This is a genomic window from Niallia sp. FSL W8-0954 (assembly GCF_038005605.1).
Classification (GTDB): Bacteria; Bacillota; Bacilli; order Bacillales; family Cytobacillaceae; genus Niallia; species Niallia circulans_A.
The window spans coordinates 823225-843592 of the sequence record NZ_JBBOTN010000001.1 but is presented as its reverse complement, the minus strand read 5'-3'; the positions used below and the strand labels follow the sequence as shown (position 1 = coordinate 843592).

Below are 20368 nucleotides of genomic sequence, written 5' to 3'. Positions count from 1 at the left end.
AATTTTTACCAAACTTCTGAAAAATGAAAAAGAAATCGATTAAATAAAAAAAATTCACAAAATCTCCTTTTTTCTTTCATGATTTTTTGCTCTTTTTTGTTATCTTTATACATAAGCAGTCAAACTTGAAAGGGAGAATGCGATTAATATGAAAAAAACTAAACTTATCATTCCGATATTTATTACCATACTATTTGCTGTAACGATTCTTTTAATTATTACCCAAAATAACCGCTATGAAAAAATGGACGATAGCGATATCAAACAACTTGTTCAAGATTTTAGTTCCGGGAAGAAGTCAGCAGCTGCCGCTTCCATTACCTCTGATACATTAACGGTGAATACTCTCGACAACGAAGAGCATCTCTATCGCTTGCCCAAGGAGGAATTTTTTGTTTCTGTTGCTCCTTACTTAGTAGATACTCACCCTTGTGCTATCCATAATTTAGCAGGGTGCCGCGGGGAATTGGCAAATAAGGAATTCGCGGTACTTATTGAAGATGACGTGGGGAATGTTTATGTAGATGAACTTATAACTTCTCAGCAAAACGGGTTTATCGATTTATGGCTTCCACGCAATAAAGATTTAAAATTAACCATCTCCTATAATGGCAAAACAGCCAAATCGGATCTCGCTACTTTTAAGGATGATAATACATGTATTACTGCTCTTCCTTTGATATAAGGATAGAAGGTATCTTAATGACTACATTTAGATACCTTCTGTCAAAAGAGTTATTTATATTCATAATAGTCCTGAGAATGATAGCTTCGAAATCCACAAGACTCATAAAGTTTAAGCGCTCGAGCATTTTTTGCTTCTACTTCTAAAAAGATAGAAAGGCCTTTTTCCTTTTCCATTTTTACCACTTTGGATAATGCCCTTCTGCCAATTCCTTTTCCGCGAAGCTCTGGAACAACAACGAACCCGTAAATCCATGCTTCTCCATCGGTTTCAGAAACTCTGATTTTCCCCGCTGTTTTTCCATCTACCTCAATAATCATGCGTTTATCACCAGCCTGCTCCGTTATGGTGTTAACGTAATCTCGAGCATCCTCCTCAGCTATACCAAAGCCTAAAACATCAAGCTCTATTTCTATTTCTTTATCCTGATCATAATCATATGGTCTTAAAGAAATCGCAGCATCCTCTATTAAATCTTCCTTATGCCATTTCATTTGATGTTCCGAAAAGGCATAGGAACATGGTAGCTTCTCTAGAAATACTTTTGCACTCTGCGATGCAGCAGGAGCATTCAATAATATACTCGTAGCTTCTCTCTGTCTTGCTGTTTCTAAGCCTTCTTCCAGCAAAGCTGTAAAAATCCCGTTCCGGCGAAAATGTGGATGAACCATACCACACAACTCAACTTTTTTGCCAAAATAGTAGCTCCCTAAAAAGCCAACTAGTTTGCCGTCTACATAATAAAAAAAGTCCTCTTTCTTTTCTCCATTTCGATTTTCGAGCATATCAAAGTTAAGCTTTAACTCAAAACCTTCTTCTTTCTCACAAATATCCTTAAGCTCTCTAATTTCAGCAATTTGTTCTTTTGACAGCATATTGATTTCTCCTCTATTTTAGGATGTCACTGCATTTTTATCTGTATTTCCTGAAAAATTTCTTATTAATGAAAGGGAATGATTTTCCTGAGATTGTTTTCCAAATTACCACATTCTCTATTTCCCTGCCATTCGCCCTCTATGACAACATACTGACAATTGCCGCTGTTTAAATAGTTGTAAATAATATAAGCTTCGTCTATTTCTGCTTTATCTAAAGTGCCAATAAACAGATTCTTTCTTGAAAGATATGTGCAAATCTGCCTCTTCACCACTTGCATATCAAAATGATTTGCTTCATATATTTGCCGGTATAAAATTTGATTTCGTCTAATCAGAAATAGCTTTATCCGGCCATTATCTAAGTACTCGACTGCTAGAAAAAGACGATTATCTACCATAATATTTATTACTGTTTCTGTTTGCAGAATCGTCTTTATTTTGGCAATGGTATCTCTTATTTCCGCTGCTTTCTCAAACTCAAAATTACTAGAAGCTTCATTCATTTCAGCGGACATCTCTTCTAGTATTCTAGTATCCTGTTTTTTAAATAAAGAGATAAGACGATGGATAATTTGTTGATACGTTTCTTCAGCTATTGGATTGAAGCAAATCCCTATACACTTTCCGATTGTATAATTGAGACAGGGACTAGTACTGTTTGTCGTATTGGAACAATCTATTTTATAAAATGATTTGATTCCTTTTATCGCATTTTCTACTGTTCTTTTACTAGTGAAAGGACCAAAATAATAATGAATATCTTCCTTCTCCAATTCATTTACAATCTCCAAACGGTAGCTGCCCTTCTGGTATCGGAATATGATGTAGTTGTATGCCTTTGTCGCTTTCATCATCCTATTGTACATGGGCTGAATCTCTTTTATTAACTTACATTCCAGCATTAATGCCTCAAACTCCGTGTCTGTGACAATAAAGTCAAAATCCTTTATATGCTTCACTAATTTTTCTACTTTACCAATCCGATTTTTCGAATGCTGAAAATAAGAAGAAACTCTATTTTTTAATCTTTTGGATTTGCCAACGTAAATGATTTGTCCAGAGGAATCCTTCATCAAATATACCCCTGGAGATGCGGGCAGATTTTTTATCTTTTCTTTAAGCTCCAAGTCTATTCCTCCACTGAACCATTTAAAAAGTAGTCATTTTAATTCCATAGTTCTTTGTATCAATCTCTACTTCTCCCCCAATGGGAAAAGTAAAGAATGGTTGGATATGACCAAAATCCACATCATATAATACAGGGATTTGCTGCAAAAGAGGATGTTTATCTAAAATAAACAAAAGCTGCTCTTCTGTCATTTTCGAAGCTCGCTGAAATCTCCCAATTACTAATGCTTTAATTATTCCTGCTGTCTGCAACAAAGAGGTTAAATCTCTTGCGAATGTTTCTGGAATGGTTAATTCATCATCTTCTACAAATAGAATGCCATCTTTAAGATTAGGCATATATTCTGTTCCCTGCAGTAAATTTAAGGTACATAGATTACCACCAAACAATTGCCCTTTTGCACTTCCCTCTTGGTATACCCTCCAGCCTCCAGGTTCATATTGGCGATTTTCTTGATCCAAATACCACGCATCATCTGTCCACACATCAGAAGGCTCTATGATAAACGCACTAGTTTCCATCACGCATTTCCGGAAATATTCTGTTTGGTATTCCTGTAGCTTTTCCATTTGGAAGCTAGAAAAGTGTGGACCAGAATAGGTAATAAAATCAGCCTTGGTTGTAATCGCAGTTGCTAAAGAGGTTATATCACTATACCCACAAAGCATCTTAGGGTTAGCTTTTATTAAATCAAAATCTAAATAAGGCAACAGCTCATTGCTGTTAAATCCGCCAATGACCGTTAATATTCCTTTTACATTTTGATCCCGAAAAGCATCATGAATATCCTCTACCCGATGCTCAATCGTGGAGGAGAATTGTAAGTCAGATTCAAAAATATGCTTCCCAAACGTCACAACAAAGCCAAGATTCTCTAATCTTTTCTTTGCTTGCTCTATTCCCTCTTCTGATAAAATTGCTGCACTTCGACTAGGGGCAATCACTCTAATTTCATCGCCCTTTTGTAGCTTAGCAGGTATTCTCATGTCTGTTCCTCCTCTTTCTTCTTATTAAAGCATAAATAATCTTATATTTCTGTAACTTTCAAGTTTGATCAAACGTATATTTTAAACAAGAAAATTACTTCTTGTTTAAAAAGGAGGAATATCTATGTTTGTGTGTTTTTTTTCATCATCGGTATCATCTCGATCTTCATCGCGGTGACAATGATCGGAGCGTGGCCAGATGGCAGGCAGCACAGAAACCACCATTTCACAGAAACAAAAGAAGATCGCGCATTAAACATAAAAATATCCATGATAGCCTTTCTAATTGGTGTAGTCTCATTAGCAATAGCTGGAATAATTAATTATTTTACAAATTAAAAGGGGAATAACCCCCTATAGCTCCTTCATTTGCTTCGTTAATTCCAGAAACTTTCTATCTAATTCCGCATATTCCTTATCCTTTGGTGTCATAAAGCTTAATTTTCCTAACACTTCTTGTCTTTCTGTCTCCAGTTTTAGCCGTAATTCTTCTTTATTATCTCTATCTCGTTTTGGAGACTCTGTCCATTGCCTTTGAACCGTTCCATTACCTATGATTAGCTTACTTGACGTTGTTTGCTCTAGGAAATAACGGTCATGGGAAACAATAATAAGTGTTCCATTATACTGGGATAGCGTTTTTTCTAATTGCTCTCGGGAAGGTAAATCAAGATGGTTGGTTGGTTCATCGAGTATGAGCACATCTTTTTCTTCTAAAATATAAGCCATTAATTTGCATTTTACCCGTTCTCCCATGCTCATACTTTTTATTGGTTCCTTCCATTGAGACGCCATAAACCCTAAATGTTTCATCAGTGTTTGTACTTTTCCTCTTTCTTTAAATGTTTCTTTAAAGAATAGCTGTTCTGGTGTTTCCTCTAAAGGAAGATCGAATACTTCCTGTGTTAGATAGCCGATAGTGGCTGTCGGTGAAATCCAGACTTCTCCATTGGCCTTTTCTTTTCCTAAAATAATGTTTAATAAGGTTGTTTTCCCACTTCCGTTAGGTCCCATAATCGCAACCTTTTCCCCATGCTGAATCGTTATATTCACCTTTTCAAACAACATTTTAGAGTCAAATGCTTTGGATAAATCTTTAATTTCCAAAAAGCGTTTCCCCTTCTTTTTATTCGCTTCAATCGAAAAAGCTACCGTATACTCTTCGTCTAAACGTTCCACTTTATTTTTTTCCAGCTCTTTTTCTAAACGTTTTTGCTTTGATTTGACTTGAGCATCCATTCGTTTGGCCTTTGTGCGATAATATTCTTTTGGGAATTCTTGTTTTGTTGATTGGGCATGTGCTTTCTGAGACCAAGAGGTGAGCTCCTTCATTTGTCCTTCCACTTGTTTAATCTTCTTCTGCTGTTTATCATACTCCCGCTGCTGGGTTAATCTCTTTTGCTCGCGTGCCTCCATATAGCTTGTATAATTCCCTTTATGTTCGATAAGCTGTTTATTTTCAAGCGACCAGATTTTCGTCGTAACTTTATCCAAGAAATAGCGGTCATGAGAAACGATAATAATGGTTCCTTTATATGCTGTTATTAGTTCATGAAGCAGTGCCATACTTTGTTCATCTAAGTGGTTGGTTGGTTCGTCTAATAGCAATAAATCAGCATCATGGGCAAAGCCTTTACCAAGACGTGCTTTTAATTTTTCCCCGCCACTCATTACTCGGAAGTCCTTTGTCGGCACCTGCCATTTCTCTAATAGCTTCGATTCCAAAAAAGTTTCTTTCTCTAAGTCATAATTTTCGGTCTCCTGTTCAACCATTTTAACCGATAAGTCTTCCTTTACCCACTTGATATGTCCATCTGTAGGGACAATTTCTTTATTTATTAACTGCAGTAAAGTCGATTTGCCTGCACCATTTTTGCCAATAATCCCAATAACTTCTCCTTGCTGTACACTTGCATTTATATTTGTAAAAATAGTTGTATCGAGCACTTCATATCCGATATTGATTAACTTTAAGAGTTCTTTCATATTATCAATCCCTTTCAGAAGGGAGAAAAAAAATCCTCCCAAATTTTCTCTGGAAGGATTAGCCGTACCTAATTATTTGCTCATTCACACCATACATAACCGATATACAAAAAGCGTGCATATCGACCAATCATTGTGCACATACCATTAGAGATATGCTTGAAAAAGCGATTTATGGAAATGGGCAGACTAATCCTATTTTTTGTTCCATTTGAAATGTATTTCATTCAAATTTTGGAAAAATAAGATTAGTTCTTCATCGTTCACCCATCATCCCTTTCGTTATAAGTAACTGTAGTATAACATACTTGCCCTTAAGGAATCCAGCGTCTTAAAAATAATTGGTAAATTTTCTCTTAATATTCCTATCTGTACAAGATCAAAATTGTTTAGTATTATTTTAATTATGTTTTGTTAGGTAATCTAACATGTTATACCAGAACTTTATAACCTTAAGAAAAACGAAAAGGAGTTGCACGAATGAAAGAAAAGAAAAGGATGTCTAAATTAGTTTTATTCTTCGTAGTTATCTTAACTATGCTGAATATTATTTCTCCTATATCAAAAGCAGAAGCAAAGGAGAAAGTATATCAGATTGCAACAGATATTACATTTGCACCATTTGAATTTCAGGATGTAAATGGCGACTTCGTCGGAATCGATATGGATTTAATGGCTGCTATTGCGAAAGATCAAGGTTTCAAATATGAAATGAAGCCACTTGGATTTAACGCAGCTGTTCAAGCACTTGAATCAAAACAAGTGGATGCTGTTATTGCCGGGATGAGCATAACAGAAGAACGACAAATGAAATTTGATTTCTCGGAACCCTATTTTGATTCTGGTATCATTATGGCCGTCGACAGCGATAATGATAAAGTCTCCTCCTATAAAGACTTGAAAGGTCAAAAGGTTGCTGTTAAAACAGGAACAGAGGGTGCAAGCTTTGCAGAAAGCATCAAAGACAAATATGGTTTTTCCATCGTAACATTCGATGATTCTGCTAATATGTACGAGGAAGTAAGAACTGGAAATTCCGTGGCTGTATTTGATGATTATCCAGTATTAGCATATGGAATCAAGCAAGGAAATGGCTTAAAAAGTGTAACAGATAAAGAAGCAGGAGCCTCTTATGGATTCGCTGTTTCCAAAGGACAAAATACAGAGCTTCTTGAAATGTTCAACACAGGATTAGCCAATCTAAAGGCATCTGGAGAATATCAAGAAATATTAGATAAATACTTAGAAACTGGATCAGATGAAGAAGCTAAGAGTGGCTTTTTTGGTTTATTAAAAGAGAGCTTCCCAAGCTTATTATCTGGTTTAAAAATGACACTTATCTTAACAGTCGTTTCTCTATTAATTGCAACTGTACTAGGAATTATCTTTGGACTATTACGTATTGCAAAAAGTAAAGTTTTACGAACAATTGCTGGTATATACATTGATATTTTCCGAGGAACACCATTAATTGTCCAAGCATTCTTTATTTACTTCGGAATTCCAGCAGCTCTTGACTTCCGAATTACAGCAGTTGCTGCCGGTCTTATTACATTAAGTTTAAACGCTGGTGCTTATATGGCTGAAATTGTTCGCGGAGGAATTCAATCCGTTGATAAAGGGCAGATGGAGGCTGCGCGCAGTTTAGGACTTCCTTATGGAAAAGCAATGAGAAAGGTAGTGCTTCCACAGGCTATCCAATTAATGATTCCAGCATTTATTAACCAATTTGTTATTACACTAAAAGATACGTCTATTCTTTCCATTATCGGTATTAACGAATTGACACAAAGCGGAAAAATTATTATTGCAAGAAACTTAGAATCATTCCAAATGTGGCTGATCGTCGGAATTATGTACTTTATCGTCATTATGATTCTAACAAAAGTATCAAATCGATTAGAAAGAAGGATTAAAAATGGCCAAGCTTAATGTGACGAATCTGAAAAAATCATATGGTAATCTTGAAGTTTTAAAATCGATTGATTTACAGGTAACAGAGGGCGAAGTTGTTTGTTTAATCGGTCCTTCTGGCTCCGGAAAAAGTACCCTTCTTCGCTGTTTAAATATGTTAGAAGAAGTTACAAGTGGCGAAGTTGTTGTAAATGACTTTAAATTAACGGATAAAAAAAATGATATTAACAAAATCAGAGAAAATATCGGAATGGTGTTTCAGCATTTCAATCTTTTCCCACATCTAACGGTTTTGGAAAATATCACCCTTGCTCCAGTTGATTTGAAAAAAGCAACGCCACAGCAAGCAAAGGAAAAAGCCTTACAACTATTAGACCGTGTCGGCTTAAAGGATAAAGCTAATGAAAATCCTTCTAAATTGTCTGGCGGTCAAAAGCAAAGGGTTGCCATTGCACGGGCCCTTGCGATGAACCCTGATATTATGCTGTTCGATGAGCCAACAAGTGCACTTGATCCTGAAATGGTCGGAGAAGTATTAAACGTTATTAAGCAATTAGCTCAAGAAGGAATGACGATGGTAATTGTTACACATGAGATGGGCTTCGCTAGAGAAGTAGCAGATCGCGTAATCTTCATGGATAATGGCTATATCGTGGAAGAGGGCACACCACAAGAGATTTTTGGAAACCCACAAAATGAGCGTACAAAAGATTTCTTGAATAAAGTATTGTAAAGCTAATGGGGACAATTATTTGTCCCCATTTTTATTCCTTAAAATGCTTTTTCCCCCACTCTCCCATTAAATCAAGAATAGGAATAAAGCTAACTCCCTTTTCTGTTAAGGAATATTCCACTTTGGGAGGCACTTCTTTATAAACTTCTCTGTGCACCATTTGATCTGCTTCTAATTCTCTTAACTGCCTTGTTAAAATCCCTTTTGATATGCCAGGCAATAGTCTTTGCAATTCATTAAACCGTTTTGTCCCCTGACTTAAATGCCATAAGATAATAATCTTCCATCTTCCCGCCGTTAAATTTTGTGTATAAGTTACAGGACAAAAACCCTCCTCATCGATTGAGACAGATTCATTTTGAACAAAAAAACGTGCCATTTTCTCTCTCCTTCCCATGGTACTATTTATGTGACTATGTTATAAAAAAATAACTACTTTCATTTTTTTTACTATGAATATACTATATACCTATATTGGATATCCAACAACACATCTTGTTAAAGTCGTTGGGTTATAATGAAAGAAAAACATTAATTGGAGGGAATTTCAAATGAAACTATTAGTAACAGGCGCTACTGGTAAACTTGGATCTAAAATCGTAAATGTTTTATTAGCAAAAGTACCTGCTGATCAGCTTGCTGTCAGTGTACGCAATCCAGAAAAAGCAGAGGATTTACGCGCAAAAGGCGTAGATGTTCGCCATGGAGATTTCGATCAGCCAGAAACTTTAGCAGCAGCCTTCAAAGGAATCGATCGCCTATTAATTATTTCAGCAGATGGAGATACAGAAACTAGAATTCGCCAACACAATAATGCTGTCGATGCTGCTAAAAACGCTGGTGTTTCCTTTATCGCATATACAAGTATTGCGAATGCACAGGAAAGCACTAACTTCCTTGCTGAAGTTCATAAAGCAACAGAGATTGCTATTCAAAAAACAGGTATCCCTTATTCCTTCTTACGTAATAACTGGTACCTAGAAAATGAGCTTTCTACTATTCAAGGAGTTCAAGGTGGAGCACCGTGGGTTACCTCTGCTGGCAGCGGAAAGGTCGGCTGGGCTCTACAGCAGGACTATGCAGAAGCTGCAGCAGAAGTGCTAGCCGGTGAAGGACATGAAAATACGATTTATGAACTTTCTGGCAAACCTTTATCACAAGAAGAGATCGCTGCTGCTGTTAGCCAGGTGATTGGAAAAGAAGTACCTGTCCAACATGTAGATGACAGTAAATATGCAGAAATAATGACACAAGCTGGCATACCAGATTTTGTTGTTCCTATGCTTGTAGCAATTCAAAAGGATATTCGCGAAGGTACTTTAGACATTGAAAGCAATGATTTTGAAAAATTGCTGGGCCGTTCGGAAACACCTGTAGTGGATGGAGTTAGAAAGCTTATTTCTAATTCTTAATAAACAGGAAAGGGGACACAAAAATCGACTGTGTCCCTTCTTTCATTTCATCAAATGCTTAATCTTCTCCTCCGTCCCTGTTCCATCAACAGGCGTATAAATACTACATCTTAAATCATTTGCGCCATGAACTTGTAAGGAGGTTAAATTATAAATCATTTTTCCTGCCTTGGAATGGCGAAATTCAATTAATACCTCAGGAGCAGAACTTACTTCACTTTCATTCCACATCCTATTAAAGTCTGGATAGTTCTTTTTCATGTCTTCGATAAATTCTTGATACCACTCATCGGCCATATATTGTCCTAAATAAGTGCGAAAGATGGAAATAAATCCTTTTACAAAGTCCTCCCAATTGACTGCCAATGCTCTTAGTTCTTTTCTGGAAAAAAGCAATTCGATGAGATTTCTTTTTTCCGATGGGATTTTTTCAAAGTCTAGGAATACTTGCTTGGCGGCTTCATTCCAGCCGACGATAAAAGAACGGCGATCCGTTATAATAGTTGGACAGTAGCGAAGTTCCTTTAAAATTCTTTCTAAGGCTGGAGTCATCATGTCTTCTTCCGCCTCTTTAGGAAAAAAAGAATTTCCCTCCTCAAACGCTAATCCATATACATATTTTCGCTCATCCGAATTTAATTGCAGCGCATCTGCTACTGCTTCGAGAACAGAGATAGACACTTTAATATCTCTACCTTGCTCTAGCCAGGTATACCAGGTAGTGCTTACTCCAGCTAATTGTGCCACTTCCTCACGGCGGAGTCCTGCTGTTCTTCTTCTCGTTCCAGCTGGGAGTCCAACCATTTGCGGCTGTATCTTAGAGCGCTTTGTTTTCAAAAATTCCGAGAGTGCTTCTAGCCTTATATCTCTATTCATATCCATTCTCCTTTTTAAGCTAGTACTATTTATACTAGTATAAACTACAACTTGTAATAGGATAAGAAAAGGATACAATAAAGAAAAAAGGAATGGGGGAAAAATCGTGAAAAGAGTTGTTGTCACTGGAATGGGAATTATTTCACCGTTAGGAAATAACGTGGATGAATATTGGCAGAACCTCTTAAAGGGTGAATCGGGAATCCTTTCTATCGACCATTTAGATGTATCTAATTCCAAAACAAGAATAGCTGGAGTAGTAACTGACTTTCATCCAGATGAAAGATGGGGAGCAAAAGAAGCAAAAAAATTGGACCGATTTAGCCAGTTTGCGTTAGCTGCTGCAGAAGAAGCCTTAACAAATTCACAGTTAGACTTAGATTCAATAGATAAAGAGCGAATGGGTGTTTATGTAGGATCAGGAATCGGCGGTTTGACCACCCTTATCGATAATGTAAATACATTGAATCAAAGAGGTCCTAATCGAGTCAGTCCTAACTTAGTACCGATGATGATTTCCAATGCAGCTGCAGCGCAAATTAGTATTAAATTCGGAGCTCAAGGTCCTTCCCTCTCTCCGGTAACAGCTTGTTCCATTGGAAATACATCGATTGGGGAAGCCTTTCATACGATTCGAAATGGTGATGCAGATGTGATGGTTGCGGGCGGAGCGGAGGCTGCAATTACGAATCTTTCCTTAGCAAGCTTCGGGAATGCCAGAGCATTATCGACAAGAAATGACGAACCTGCTTCAGCAAGTAGACCTTTTGATAAAAATCGAGATGGATTCGTGATGAGTGAAGGGGCAGCTATTTTAGTAGTGGAAGACTTGGAACATGCTATAAAGCGTAATGCTCCCATTTTAGCTGAAATCATTGGATATGGTGCAAGCTCAGATGCCCATCATATGGTGGCTACCCATCCAGAAGGAAGAGGAGCATATCTTGCTATGAAGCGGGCATTAACTAAAGCAAATATTTCTCCTTCTGATGTAGATGTGATTAGCGCCCATGCAACCAGTACGCCTGTCGGCGATCTCTCGGAAACATTAGCGATTAAGAAATTATTTGAAGAAGACGCCTATAAAATTCCTGTAACGGCGAATAAGTCCATGCTTGGTCATATGCTTGGTGCTGCTGGTGGAGCGGAAGCAATTGCTTTAATACAGAGCTTGAGAGAAGGGATTATCCCGCCAACTACTAATTTGGAAACTCCAGACCCAGACTGTGATTTAGACTATGTCCCAGAGGGAGCAAGAAAAGCCGACATATCCATTGGTCTCTCTAATTCCTTTGGCTTTGGCGGTCATAACTCAGCTATTTTGTTAAAGAAATATTAATAGAAAAGACTAGGAAAAAGGAACGAATCCATTTCCTAGTCTTTCTTAATTGATTAAGCAGCCAGCTTGTTTTTATTGATGCTTTCTTTATCCAAAAAGGCAAAGTAAGGACTCGATAATCCCACTAAAGAAACAGTAGTAATTATTGCTCCAATTAAAATGTATAAAGGCCGGATTCCCCATAATTCACTTAATGCTCCGCCTACTAGTACACCAAGCGGCATCATCGCTCGAATGATAAAGGATCGGACCGAGATAATTTTGCCCATTAAATGATTGGGAACGGTTTGCTGACAAAGTGTAATATTATGTATGCTGAAAAATGCCATAGTGATGCCAGCAACTATTTCCGTTGCGATGGCTGAAATGAGTGAGCTTGTTATTCCTAAATTAATGTATGTCACTCCCCCTATTAATAGTGCTCCTAGCATCAAGCGTCTCCGTGATTGGAATTTGATTTTGCCAACAAGTAAGGTTCCAAACATATATCCTAAAGGAAAACCCGCCATAAAATAACCGTACATGGCATTATTTCCATTTAGCACTGTTTTAATATAGGGAATATTAATCACCATTGTGACCCCTACCCCAAATTGAACAAATGCTAAAAAAATCCCTAACCACACAATCGTTTTTTGTTGAAAGAAGTAGCGAACCCCCTCCATAAATTCCACTGCCCACGTTTTTCTTTCTACTTTCTCTTCTCTTACTTCCATAATACCTAGCAAAAGACATCCACTAAGCATCAGCGCCGTACAAATAAACAATAAAGTACTGCCAATTCCGATATATTCAATGACAATCCCTGCAAAAACTGGCGCTGTGAACGTCATTAATCTGGCCATTCCTTCTACATAGGCATTAGCACTACTTAATTGCTCTTTGGAAACAAGATTAGGCAGTATGGCTTGATTAGCAGGAGAATAAATCGGAGTTATTAATCCAATGATGATTTGAACAATATAAACATGCCACGGTACTAATGTGTCTGATACAAACCCAATGAGAGGAAAAAGAAATATTATGCCTCTACTCCAGAGAGCAAAAATCATCATCCATTTTCTACTCCAACGATCAAGGTATGGACCAATAAAAAGCTGAAGGATGAGAGAAGGCAGAAAATATAATAGCCACATACTGCCTAAAGCCCAAGTTGAACCAGTAATTTCATAGATTAATAACGAGTTGCAAAAGGTCCCAAAGGCTCCCGCTAACTCCGATATCCCATTTCCAATCCACATAGTCGTGAATGATTTATTGCGAAAAATATTCAAATGAACACCACTTTCTTTGGTTTGATCGGTTGATTGGTGATTTGGCATCTTATCTTAGATGCTTTGGCCGATTTCCCTCCACTTTGGCTGATATTTTCCTTGTTTGGCTGATTCCCTTCTCCCTTTGGCTGATATTTCTCCAGTTTGGCTGATTCTCTCCTCCCTTTGGCTGATATTTTCCCAGTTTGGCTGATTTCCCCCTCCCTTTGGCTGATATTTCTCCAGTTTGGCTGATTCTCTCCTCCCTTTGGCTGATATTTCTCCAGTTTGGCTGATTCTCTCCTCCCTTTGGCTGATATTTTCCCAGTTTGGCTGATTTCCCCCTCCCTTTGGCTGATATTTTCCCAGTTTGGCTGATTCCCTCCTCCCTTTGGCTGATATTTCTCCAGTTTGGCTGATTTCCCCCTCCCTTTGGCTGATATACCCTCTAGTTTGGCTGATTTCCCCCTCCCTTTGGCTGATTCTCTCCTCCCTTTGGCTGATATTTCTCCAGTTTGGCTGATTCCCTTCTCCTTTTGGCTGATATACACCTCTTTAAGCTGATTCTCCTCCCTAATCTAGATTAGATATCCCTCCTTTCACTCTTTAATCTCCTTCAAATCGTTTATTGCTGAATATATTGTTCTAATTCTTTTGCCAGCGAGGTAATTGCACTACTTTTTAATACATATTTTCCATCTTCTATTCCTACTAGCTGTGCTGATCTCAATATTTTTAAATGATGATGGATCGTGGATTTTCCCATTTCTAATTTTTCTGTTATGTCTTGAAGTGTTCGACTTTGTTCAAATAATAGTTTTACCATTCTTAGTCGAACTTCATCGCCCAATGCCTTGTGCTTTAAAACTAAAAAGTTACTTGGCATATATTTATCGTTCGGCGAAATACTTTCATTGGAAACCGGGTAGTAATAGACTGTTGTTCCTTCTATATCTGCTTTAATATTCCACGGACGATAGATGTATTGAGGAATGAGTAATACCTTATGAACACTCGGCTCGGGTGTATATCGTATTCCTCCTGTGGCCCATTCTACAAATTCTTCTGGATCCATTTTCTGTCTCATTTTTTCTTTTATGGAGACATCTGTTTGTAAAATGGATGTGAGTTTTTCTCTATCTGGTTCTATAACTGCTTCATACCATTCACTCATCACAGTGATAAGATGCTGTTTTAATTGCTGAGAATCAACTTGGCAGATAAAAGAAATATAGGTTGGAAAAAAAGGATTATCTTTTGTAGCTTCTTTTAACTTTTCTATCGCTTCTCTGTTTCCATCAGCTGCATGCTCCCTAATAGGTTGATAGCTTTCACTTAAAAACGGAATGCATTGATAGATTAATTGTCTCTCCGTTAGTTTATTTATATATTCCGTAAATACGTCAAGACTCAAAAAATCCTGTTGATGCAGTAATTGTAGCAATGCTTTCCATGTATTATTCGCTTCTACGTAGTCTAGTTGTGCTTGTAAATTCTGAGAAAGGTTTGTTCGAACATTTTCCCAATAACTCTTCGGCTGATCTAATGAATCTAGTAAACGTTCATTGGTAATCGCAGCAATCCCCAAAGCACATTCCCATAATAAAGAATATTTCATTTCAACTTGATATGTTTCTTGTTTCCGACCTGTTGTGCTAAATACTTTCATTCGAAAAGCACCTCCATCTATTTTCTTTTATTCTAAATTATCCGAATTATAAATTCAATATTTTTAGAATCAACCATTCAAAAAACTCGACCTATTGGTTAAGGTCGAGTTTCCAGTAAATGACTTTTATTCTTTTTCTAAATGGCTTTGAATACGAAATAAAGATTTATTTTTATATATAATCATACTGACCAATGCAAGGAGAACACCTGAGAAAAGGAAGACTATCCTTACCCCTAATAAATCTGCCAGTAACCCCATCAATAAGGAGCCTATCCCGAAAATTCCTGTACCAATTGCTCCAAGAGAAGTATACACGGTTGATAGCTGCTCTTTGGGGACGCTTGTTTGAATAACAGTTTGCTGTGGTATATTTTTTATTTGTGTAACAATACCAACACCGAATGATAGAACTAATGCAAGCATAGGAATACTGTTTAAACTAAATAAAATCGTTAGCAGAAAGCTTATAAAAGATCTCGCAACTAAAAACACGCCTAATTTTCTTTCCACAAAAGAAGAATAGTTCATGCAATAGAGACTTCCCAAAATTAATCCTAAAAAGAATGTTCCATTCATAAAGCCCCACCACTGTTGGTCCACCTTTAACGCATCCTGAATAAACACATATAAAACAGCTGCAATCCATACCGTTGCAGCGAGACTTTCTAAACATTCCACTAAAGCCATTTTTCTTAACACCGGTGTATGAAATAGTGTTTTCCAGCCCGCTTTTATTTGTTCTAGTTTACCCGCTGACTCTATTGTTTTCCCATCTACATTTTCTAAAAGGCATAATAAACAACTCGAGATAAAAAATAAACAGCCAACAAACCAAATAAGATTTTGCGGACTTAAAAAAAGAAGAAACATGCTTCCTACAAACCACATTCCGGCCTGAATCAGCTGTGTCACTGTTTCTACCATCCCGTTTGCTTTCATTAATTTTTCCGGTCTAACATAGTATGGAATTAAAGTTCTTGTGATTGGATTGGCACAGCCATCAAGAAATGCAATAAGCCCTATAACTATAAAAATGATAAAATAATTCGCTTCTGTTATTCCTGGCAAGATAAACCCCAATAGTAAGAGTAATCCGGTCTTCCCTATTTGGGATCCTGCCAATAACCGATTCAATCGAATTTTCCTCACGAAAAGTGGTGTTAAAACACTTGAGACAAACATACTAGTTGTAATCGTAAACGGCACAAATGATGCTGCTGTTGCTGATCCCTTTACGGTATAGATCAAATTAATAATACTCACCATATAGAGGACATCCCCTATATTGGCAAAAGACTGCCCATTCAATAATAATGTAAAGTTCTTATTTAATTTCATGCTTTATCCCCCGCTAATTAAAAAATAATTAAGTTATTCATTCATTAACGGAGATTATTAAATTGGACAGTTCATTCTGATACATACTCCTTCTAAGTAGATAAGCCAGGGGGATAAGGCGTATTCTAAAATTTTGTTACATCCATCTTATCATAAAGGTATAACTCTTGCTTTTGTTTTTAAAGTAATTAAGCTTTTTGATTAATCAAACGTTTGATTCTAATAAGCCACCGTTTCTTGTTATTAAATCGTCCATTTAATTAATAATCCAGCATGTGCTAGACCACCGCCGAAGCCATATAGTAATACATGATCCCCTTGTTTTAATTTCCCTTCTTTCACTCCGATATCCAATGACAATGGGATCGTACCAGAAGAGGTATTTCCGTAGTTAACTAAACTATATAAAGTTTGTTCGATTGGAAAATTACTTTTCTCGCAAATTGATTCTAGCATTCTTAAATTCGCACTATGGGGGACAAACCAATCTATCTCATTTAAAGTCCTATTTCCTCTTTCAGCAACAATTTTCATCCCATTAGTAACTGTTTTAACAGCCCATTTATAGACTTCTCTACCATTTTGAACAATACAGCCATTTCCCTGTAAGTCAACACCATTCATTTGAGTAGCTAGACTGGTGCAATATAAATGCTGTCCCCCTTCTCCTTCTGATCCGATATGAGAAGAAAGAAAGCTTGGTTTTGTTTCATCATACTCTACCATTACTGCCCCTGCTCCATCTCCAAAAAGAATACATGTTGTACGATCAGTGAAGTCTGTAATTTTAGATAATGTTTCCGCCCCTACAACCAAAACTTTTTTATTTAGTCCTGATGTAACCAGTCCATTTGCTACATATAATCCATAAGTAAATCCTGCACAGGCTGCATTTAAATCCATTGCTCCTGTATTCTTTATTCCTAGTTTAGCCTGCAGGCTGGAAGCCACACTCGGTGTTTTATATTCAGGAGTCATCGTACAAACAATGATTAAATCAACATCATCAACTGTTTTATCGTATCGTTCCATTAAATCAAGGACTGCTTTATAGCTAAGATCGCTTGTAAATTCCTGCTCATCCGCAATTCTTCTTTCCTTAATACCTGTTCGCTTTACAATCCACTCATCATTTGTTTCCACCATTTTTTCTAAATCATTATTTGTTAAAATACGTTCGGGAACGTATGAACCAATCGCTGTAATACGTGCTTTGGAAGTTGACATTCACATCACCTCATTATTCATTTACTTTTATTTTAACACCAATTACTATTACCTGGTACTAATTTTATGCAATTTTATTCTCTACTTTAAAAATATTCGCTCATCTCTCTTTAGAATATGTTTTTTTCTTTGTATTTGCTTTACCTATTTTCACCATAAAAAATCCTCACCTTTTTACAAGGTAAGGACTCTTCTACTCATTAAGCTAGCCTATTATTTACTTCTTACTTGATATATCAATCCAAACGGCAACAATTAAAATAAGTCCTTTTACTATATATTGCCAGAAGGTTTGGATATTCATCATACTCATTCCATTGTCGATACTAGCCATAATTAAAGCACCAATTAGTGCTCCAACAATTTTTCCTTTTCCTCCTATCAGACTAGTTCCACCGATAACACATGCAGCAATCGCATCAAGCTCATACATATTCCCCGCACTTACGGTTGCTGCATTTAATCTACTTGTTAACAGAACACCCGCCACACCAGCAAGCCCTCCCATCGTAATAAACACCCACAGCGTATTCCATTTTATATTAATCCCTGACAATGCCGCTGCCTCTTGGTTTCCCCCAATTGCATAGACATATCGGCCGAATGGTGTTTTATTTGAAATAAAGATAAAGATTGCAGCTATTGCTAAAACGATTAAGATTGGAATTGGAATACCTAAATACCGATTCAACATATAGGTTGCTAGCAGGATAAAAAAGGAATAAGCTACAGTCTTACCATAGTCTATCTTAGCAGCAGGGATCATTAAACCCATATTTTTTCGTTTTGTACGATGTTTGGTCGTCCAAAGGAATAGCAAAGCGATACTAACTAATGCAAGAATATATCCAGGAATGTATGGAAAATAACTAGTTCCAATTTTTTTAAAACTATCACTCATTGGTGCGACTGTTTGTCCCTTACTTATACCAATGAGTATACCTCGGAAGATAAGCATTCCTCCAAGTGTAACAATAAAGGCAGGAACAGCTCGGTAAGCAACCCACCATCCTTGCCATAATCCTAAAAGCGCTCCCACAATTACTGCACAAAGGACTACTAAAAAAGTATCCCAATCATACCAGACTTGCAAAATTGCCGCGATTCCTCCTGTTAATCCTACTAATGCTCCAACTGATAAATCAATATGACCTGCAACAATTATTAGCGTCATACCAATAGCAAGGACGGAAATAACGGACATTTGCGTAAATAAATTAGAGATATTTCGGGAAGAAAGAAATTCACCTCCAGTGAAAAAACCAAATATTAATGCAATTAATAGTAAAGCGATAATAAGTGTGTAAGATTGCATATCAACTTTAAAGCTTATTTCTCTTTTCTTGCTCTCTTCAACTGTTTGATGTTGAATATTCATTTTTCTTCCCTCCTGTGGCGCATGTCATAATTTTTTCTTGGGTAGCTTCTTCACGTAAAAATTCGCCAGAAATTTCACCCTCAGCCATAACTAGCACTCTATCTGACATTCCTAATACTTCAGGCAGTTCAGATGAAATAATAACAATTCCGACCCCCTGTTGGACAAGTTCATTAATAATCTTATAGATTTCATATTTGGCTCCAACGTCAATTCCTCTTGTCGGTTCATCAAGAACTAATATTTTCGGGTTATTTAACAGCCACTTACTTAGAACTACTTTTTGTTGGTTTCCACCACTTAGTTGTCCAACTCTTGCTTCTAAGCTCGGCGCTTTTAACTTCATTTTTTCCGTTATATCTGTTGCACTTTTCACTTCTAATGCCTGATCAATAACATTTAGCTTAACAACTTTATTTAATGCCGCTAACGTCGTATTTTTTGTTATATCCATTCCTAACACAAGACCGTAGCGCTTACGGTCCTCTGAAACATATGCTAATCCTTCTTTAATTGCATCAGCCGGTTTTTGGATATTTGTTTCTTTTCCATCTATGATGACCTTTCCTTCTTTTTTTCCTTTGAATCCACCGAAGAGACTAATAAATAATTCTGATCGTCCGGCTCCCATTAATCCTGAAAATCCTAAGATTTCTCCCTTTTTAAGTAAAAAGGAAACTTGATTAATGATTTTATTTCCTTGCTCATCATAGACAGTATAGTCTTTCACTTCTAAAATATTTTCTTTACTAATAGCATGCTCCTCATATGGGAACAGTTCTGTTAATTCTCTTCCAACCATCTTTGTGACTATTTTATCCTCTGATAATTCCTCAATGGAATTAGTGCTTATCGTCTGGCCATCTCTTAATATGGTGACCGAATCAGCAAGTGACATAACTTCTCCTAATTTATGAGAAATATAGATGCAGGTAACTCCTTGTGAACGTAGATCTTGCAATAAATGGATTAAGATTTCTACATCACTTTCTGTTAAAGCAGCAGTTGGTTCATCCAAAATGAGTATGCTTGTTTTTTTCGTTAAAGCTTTTGCTATTTCTACCAGTTGCTGTTTCCCGACTGTTAAATCGGCAACTTTTGTTTGCGGATCAATATTTAACCCAATATGATCGAGCCACTTTTGGGCCTCTACATAAATTTCATTCCAATTGATTATTCTTTTTCTCATTAACTCATGACCAAGAAAAAGATTCTCGGCTACTGACATTTCCCCTACAAGCGCAAGCTCTTGATAGATAATACCAATTCCTGCCTCCTGCGATTCTTTAATAGATTTAAACTGAACTGTTTGACCATTAATGATGATGTCACCTTCATAGGTTCCATGTGGATAAACGCCACTTAAGATTTTCATTAATGTTGATTTTCCCGCACCATTTTCTCCGCAAAGGGCATGAATCTCCCCCCTCTTTACGGAAAAAGTAACATTATCTAAAGCCTTAACACCCGGAAATTCTTTCACAATCCCTTCCATTTGAAGCGCATATGTGTCCATTATTCATTCACCACCTATTAGTCAGGGAAAGCATTAGCTGCTCCCC

Annotated in this window: 19 protein-coding genes; 6 read left to right on the top strand and 13 right to left on the bottom strand. The window is 36.9% G+C overall.

All coding sequences use genetic code 11. The features are described 5' to 3' along the window. Nucleotides 1-148: 148 nt before the first annotated feature. Nucleotides 149-685, top strand: coding sequence for a CueP family metal-binding protein (locus tag NX902_RS04130; protein WP_123259968.1), 537 nt, complete (start codon nucleotides 149-151; stop codon nucleotides 683-685). 50 nt (nucleotides 686-735) lie between these two features. On the opposite strand, the gene NX902_RS04125 is transcribed toward NX902_RS04130, so the two are convergent. The 3 genes from NX902_RS04125 to NX902_RS04115 all read right to left on the bottom strand — a co-directional run bounded on the left by NX902_RS04125 (nucleotide 736) and on the right by NX902_RS04115 (nucleotide 3678). Further along, complete coding sequence (locus NX902_RS04125) at nucleotides 736-1560, bottom strand: GNAT family N-acetyltransferase (RefSeq protein WP_061800605.1); 825 nt, start codon at nucleotides 1558-1560, stop codon at nucleotides 736-738. A 65-nt stretch (nucleotides 1561-1625) separates the two neighbouring features. Next, nucleotides 1626-2690, bottom strand: coding sequence for a UvrB/UvrC motif-containing protein (locus tag NX902_RS04120; protein ID WP_171509327.1), 1065 nt, complete (start codon nucleotides 2688-2690; stop codon nucleotides 1626-1628). A gap of 22 nt (nucleotides 2691-2712) precedes the next feature. After that, nucleotides 2713-3678 (bottom strand): S66 family peptidase, encoded by a 966-nt coding sequence (locus NX902_RS04115; RefSeq protein WP_171509326.1) that lies wholly within the window; start codon nucleotides 3676-3678, stop codon nucleotides 2713-2715. Between the two features lie 132 nt (nucleotides 3679-3810). Between NX902_RS04115 and NX902_RS04110 the strand changes: the two genes are divergently transcribed. Then, nucleotides 3811-4017: a DUF5316 family protein gene (locus NX902_RS04110; RefSeq protein ID WP_249879194.1), complete on the top strand. Its 207-nt coding sequence runs from the start codon at nucleotides 3811-3813 to the stop codon at nucleotides 4015-4017. 15 nt (nucleotides 4018-4032) lie between these two features. On the opposite strand, the gene abc-f is transcribed toward NX902_RS04110, so the two are convergent. Next, a complete protein-coding gene (abc-f, locus tag NX902_RS04105) occupies nucleotides 4033-5664 on the bottom strand; it encodes a ribosomal protection-like ABC-F family protein (RefSeq protein WP_061800594.1) in 1632 nt (543 codons plus the stop codon). 537 nt (nucleotides 5665-6201) lie between these two features. Between abc-f and NX902_RS04100 the strand changes: the two genes are divergently transcribed. Both NX902_RS04100 and NX902_RS04095 read left to right on the top strand, forming a co-directional pair. Then, nucleotides 6202-7596 carry an amino acid ABC transporter substrate-binding protein/permease gene (locus tag NX902_RS04100; protein ID WP_235850288.1) on the top strand — a complete coding sequence of 465 codons (1395 nt, stop codon included), beginning with the start codon at nucleotides 6202-6204 and terminating at the stop codon, nucleotides 7594-7596. After that, complete coding sequence (locus NX902_RS04095) at nucleotides 7583-8311, top strand: amino acid ABC transporter ATP-binding protein (protein WP_095330890.1); 729 nt, start codon at nucleotides 7583-7585, stop codon at nucleotides 8309-8311. Before NX902_RS04100 ends, NX902_RS04095 begins: the two co-directional genes overlap by 14 nt. 31 nt (nucleotides 8312-8342) lie before the next feature. On the opposite strand, the gene NX902_RS04090 is transcribed toward NX902_RS04095, so the two are convergent. After that, nucleotides 8343-8690: a winged helix-turn-helix transcriptional regulator gene (locus tag NX902_RS04090; RefSeq protein WP_047941655.1), complete on the bottom strand. Its 348-nt coding sequence runs from the start codon at nucleotides 8688-8690 to the stop codon at nucleotides 8343-8345. 172 nt (nucleotides 8691-8862) lie between these two features. Between NX902_RS04090 and NX902_RS04085 the strand changes: the two genes are divergently transcribed. After that, the gene (locus NX902_RS04085) at nucleotides 8863-9723 is read left to right on the top strand and encodes an SDR family oxidoreductase (protein ID WP_123259972.1); all 861 of its coding nucleotides are present in this window, start codon (nucleotides 8863-8865) and stop codon (nucleotides 9721-9723) included. Nucleotides 9724-9765: 42 nt separating this feature from the next. On the opposite strand, the gene NX902_RS04080 is transcribed toward NX902_RS04085, so the two are convergent. Beyond that, complete coding sequence (locus NX902_RS04080; protein ID WP_095330886.1) at nucleotides 9766-10599, bottom strand: helix-turn-helix transcriptional regulator; 834 nt, start codon at nucleotides 10597-10599, stop codon at nucleotides 9766-9768. A 106-nt stretch (nucleotides 10600-10705) separates the two neighbouring features. Between NX902_RS04080 and fabF the strand changes: the two genes are divergently transcribed. Further along, on the top strand, nucleotides 10706-11938 hold the full coding sequence (fabF, locus tag NX902_RS04075) for a beta-ketoacyl-ACP synthase II (RefSeq protein WP_095330884.1): 1233 nt from the start codon (nucleotides 10706-10708) through the stop codon (nucleotides 11936-11938). 53 nt (nucleotides 11939-11991) lie between these two features. Here the strand turns inward: fabF and NX902_RS04070 are convergent, their stop codons facing one another. The 7 genes from NX902_RS04070 to NX902_RS04040 all read right to left on the bottom strand — a co-directional run bounded on the left by NX902_RS04070 (nucleotide 11992) and on the right by NX902_RS04040 (nucleotide 20322). Continuing rightward, entirely contained in the window at nucleotides 11992-13260 is a 1269-nt protein-coding gene (locus NX902_RS04070) for an MFS transporter (RefSeq protein ID WP_095330882.1), read from the bottom strand. Beyond that, a complete protein-coding gene (locus NX902_RS04065) occupies nucleotides 13209-13742 on the bottom strand; it encodes a hypothetical protein (protein ID WP_341160565.1) in 534 nt (177 codons plus the stop codon). The genes NX902_RS04070 and NX902_RS04065 overlap by 52 nt, the downstream gene beginning before the upstream one ends. A 74-nt stretch (nucleotides 13743-13816) precedes the next feature. Then, nucleotides 13817-14860: an ArsR/SmtB family transcription factor gene (locus tag NX902_RS04060; RefSeq protein ID WP_095330878.1), complete on the bottom strand. Its 1044-nt coding sequence runs from the start codon at nucleotides 14858-14860 to the stop codon at nucleotides 13817-13819. A 126-nt stretch (nucleotides 14861-14986) separates the two neighbouring features. Continuing rightward, nucleotides 14987-16201 carry an MFS transporter gene (locus tag NX902_RS04055; protein WP_341160564.1) on the bottom strand — a complete coding sequence of 405 codons (1215 nt, stop codon included), beginning with the start codon at nucleotides 16199-16201 and terminating at the stop codon, nucleotides 14987-14989. Nucleotides 16202-16444: 243 nt separating this feature from the next. Continuing rightward, nucleotides 16445-17428 (bottom strand): ketoacyl-ACP synthase III, encoded by a 984-nt coding sequence (locus NX902_RS04050; protein ID WP_095330874.1) that lies wholly within the window; start codon nucleotides 17426-17428, stop codon nucleotides 16445-16447. Nucleotides 17429-17645: 217 nt separating this feature from the next. Further along, on the bottom strand, nucleotides 17646-18806 hold the full coding sequence (locus NX902_RS04045; protein ID WP_095330873.1) for a sugar ABC transporter permease: 1161 nt from the start codon (nucleotides 18804-18806) through the stop codon (nucleotides 17646-17648). After that, nucleotides 18781-20322, bottom strand: a complete 1542-nt coding sequence (locus tag NX902_RS04040) for a xylose ABC transporter ATP-binding protein (RefSeq protein WP_163187939.1) — start codon at nucleotides 20320-20322, stop codon at nucleotides 18781-18783. Before NX902_RS04040 ends, NX902_RS04045 begins: the two co-directional genes overlap by 26 nt. Nucleotides 20323-20368: the final 46 nt, after the last annotated feature.